This is a genomic window from Burkholderia sp. MSh2 (genome assembly GCF_000731655.1).
GTDB classification, from domain to species: Bacteria; Pseudomonadota; Gammaproteobacteria; order Burkholderiales; family Burkholderiaceae; genus Burkholderia; species Burkholderia paludis.
The window spans coordinates 1-2,740 of sequence record NZ_JPGM01000139.1 but is presented as its reverse complement, the minus strand read 5'-3'; the positions used below and the strand labels follow the sequence as shown (position 1 = coordinate 2,740).

The following is a 2,740-nucleotide window of genomic DNA, read 5'->3' as shown; positions in this document are numbered from 1 at the left end:
ACCGCGAACGCGCGCCGCACGTCGTCCAGCGTCGCCTTCGGCACGGTGCCGACCAGCGTGCCGTCGTACGGGTTGCGCACGTCGATCACCGCGTCGCGCCATACGCGCTGCCCGTCGACGCGCAACGCTTCGTGCCGCACGCCGGATGCGGGAATCGGCTTCAGGACCGTGCTCATGTCGTCTCTCTCTTCGTGTTGCGTGATCGCGGCCGCGCCGTCGGCGCCCGCCGCTAGCGAACCACGACCAGCCCTTCGTATTCGAGGCAGCGGCACAGCGTCGCCCACGCCGGCGAGTCGGGCCATGCGCGCGCACCGGAATCGATACGGATCGGCCGCCCGAATTCGCGCGATGCACACGCGAGCAGCGTGTGTGCGATGCCGCTGCGCCGGTACGCGGGCTCGACGTACAGCCGCGCGAGCGACGGCGCCGGGCCCATGCCGTCGCCATCGTCGAGACCGAGTTCGCCGATCGCCACGTCGTCGCGATACGCGACAGCCGTCGCACGCGCGTCGTCGAACACGATGCGGATCACGCGCTCGCAGCGATCCCTGAACACGACGACGTGCATGACGTTCCCCTCCTCCGCATGACCCGCGCGGCGAACGCAACGGGCGCACGCCTCCCTGCGCCCGCGTACCGGGGAGTAATCCGGATCGTCCGGGGGCGACGAGTTGAGTATCGTCTTGCCACGTCGGCGCGCAGTAGTGCCAGACGACGCCTTTCATTGAGTCCACATCCGCGACGCGACGCGCGTATTCTCGCGACACCGCGCCCGTCGCCGGCCGCGCGCCACGCGCACCGCCTCGCGTTTCCCGTATCGATCACAGGAGGAAGCATGCCGAGTCGTACCCCGACCGCCCTATGGGCCCAGCAGTTCCGGCGGTCGTCGGCGTCGAGCCTGCAGGACCAGATCCGGCGCATGCTGGTGGCCGCGATCCTCGACGGCCAGCTCGCGCCCGATGCCGCGCTGCCGTCGAGCCGCGAGCTTGCCGACCAGCTCGGCGTCGCGCGCAACACCGTCGTGCTCGCGTACCAGATGCTCGTCGAAGAGGGCTACCTGATCTCGCGCGAACGCAGCGGGCATTTCGTGAACCCGAAGATGCTCCAGGGCGTGCCGGGCTTCGCGGCGGCCACGCCGGGCGCGAAGCCCGAAGACGGCGACGACGCGCCGGGCCGCCCCGCATGGGAGAAACGCATCGCGCATCCACCGTCGAGACAGCGCAACATCGTGAAGCCCGCGAACTGGCAGCACTACGAATTTCCGTTCATCTACGGGCAGTTCGACCAGTCGCTGTTTCCAACCAACGACTGGCGCGAGTGCTGCCTGAAAGCGCTGTCGGTGATGGAAATCCGCAACTGGGCGCCCGACCTGATCGAGCGCGACGACGAATCGCTGATCCAGCAGATCCGCACGCGCGTGCTGCCGCGCCGCGGCGTGTTCGCGATGCCCGACGAGATCGTCGTCACGAACGGCTGCCAGCAGGCGCTGTACCTGATCGCGGATCTCCTGTGCGGCAAGCACACGACGGTCGGCTTCGAGAATCCCGGCTATCCCGATGCGCGCAACATCTTCGAGAACCGCAACGCGCCATTGCTGCCGCTGCCCGTCGACGGCCACGGGATCGCGCCCGATGCGCTCGGCGGCACGCTGTCGCGCTGCGACTACGTGTACGTGACGCCGAGCCACCAGTGCCCGACCACCGCGACGATGCCGGTCGAGCGGCGCCGCGCGCTGCTCGAATGCGCGCGGCAGCACGACTTCGTGATCATCGAGGACGACTACGAGAGCGAGAACACGTTCTCCGGCACGCCGCATCCGGCGCTGAAGAGCCTCGACACGGCAGACCGCGTGATCTACGTCGGCAGCTTGTCGAAGACCTTCGCGCCCGGGCTGCGGCTCGGCTACGTGGTCGGGCCGCGCGCGCTGATTCGCGAATTGCGCGCGCTGCGGCGGCTGATGGTGCGCCATCCGGTCGCGTACATCCAGCGTGCATTCGCGACCTTTCTCGCGCTGGGCCATCACGACGCGCTGCTGCGCCGGCTCGCGCATGCGTACAGCGAGCGTTCGCAGGCGCTGATGGCCGCGCTCGATGCGCATCTGCCGGAGGCGCGATACGTGCCGGTGACGGGCGGCGCGTCGTGCTGGGTCGAGGGCCCGCCATGGCTCGACGCGGCGCGGCTCGCGGCGGACGCGCAGGCGGCCGGGATCCTGATCGAGCCCGGCGGCGTGTTCTTCATGCGCGACGACGGCAATGCGCGCCGCTGCTTCCGGATGGGGTTTTCCGCGCTGCCGCTGGAGCGGATCGAACCGGGGGTGCGGGCGCTGGCCGCGTGTGTGCGGGCGCAGCGGCCCGATTGACGAACACGGCCCGCGATCGTGCGGCCCGCGCCTCGGGCATCCGGCATCGAGGCGTGTCATGCGGGCGGCCCGGCGTCGGGCGACCGTGGTTCGGACATCGCGGCCGCGTCGATCGCCATACGCTGTTCGCGCCATTCCGTCGCGGGCCCGGCTTGTCGATTCAACCGATAAAAGCCCGCCGCTTCCATCGAAGCGGCCCCTGATCGAACGCCTGCATGACGTTCCCCCCGCGTCGGCACGCGGGCCGGCGTGTGCGCGTTTCGATCGACGCCGGCATCGCGACGAAATTCGTTTCGCCTCTCCTGACCAGCCCGCGCTTCCGGCGAGAAGCGCCCCGAACCACGCCGCGCCCCTCGCGGATCATGCCCCCGGGCACGTATC

At 69.9% G+C, this 2,740-nt stretch carries 3 protein-coding genes and 1 pseudogene; 1 reads left to right on the top strand and 3 read right to left on the bottom strand.

Annotation, left to right across the window (positions count from 1 at the left end; all coding sequences use genetic code 11):
- Together GQ57_RS42880 and GQ57_RS37870 are read right to left on the bottom strand one after the other, a co-directional pair.
- Positions 1-176: pseudogene (locus tag GQ57_RS42880) on the bottom strand (phosphonoacetaldehyde dehydrogenase); the annotation flags it as partial.
- 53 nt (positions 177-229) lie between these two features.
- A complete protein-coding gene (locus tag GQ57_RS37870) occupies positions 230-568 on the bottom strand; it encodes a GNAT family N-acetyltransferase (RefSeq protein WP_031401352.1) in 339 nt (112 codons plus the stop codon).
- Between the two features lie 267 nt (positions 569-835).
- Between GQ57_RS37870 and pdxR the strand changes: the two genes are divergently transcribed.
- Positions 836-2,359 carry a MocR-like pyridoxine biosynthesis transcription factor PdxR gene (pdxR, locus tag GQ57_RS37865; RefSeq protein ID WP_034200604.1) on the top strand — a complete coding sequence of 508 codons (1,524 nt, stop codon included), beginning with the start codon at positions 836-838 and terminating at the stop codon, positions 2,357-2,359.
- Positions 2,360-2,519: 160 nt separating this feature from the next.
- Here pdxR and GQ57_RS44090 read toward each other — a convergent pair.
- Positions 2,520-2,740: hypothetical protein (locus GQ57_RS44090; RefSeq protein WP_235215203.1), on the bottom strand; the 221-nt coding region annotated here is incomplete at its 5' end.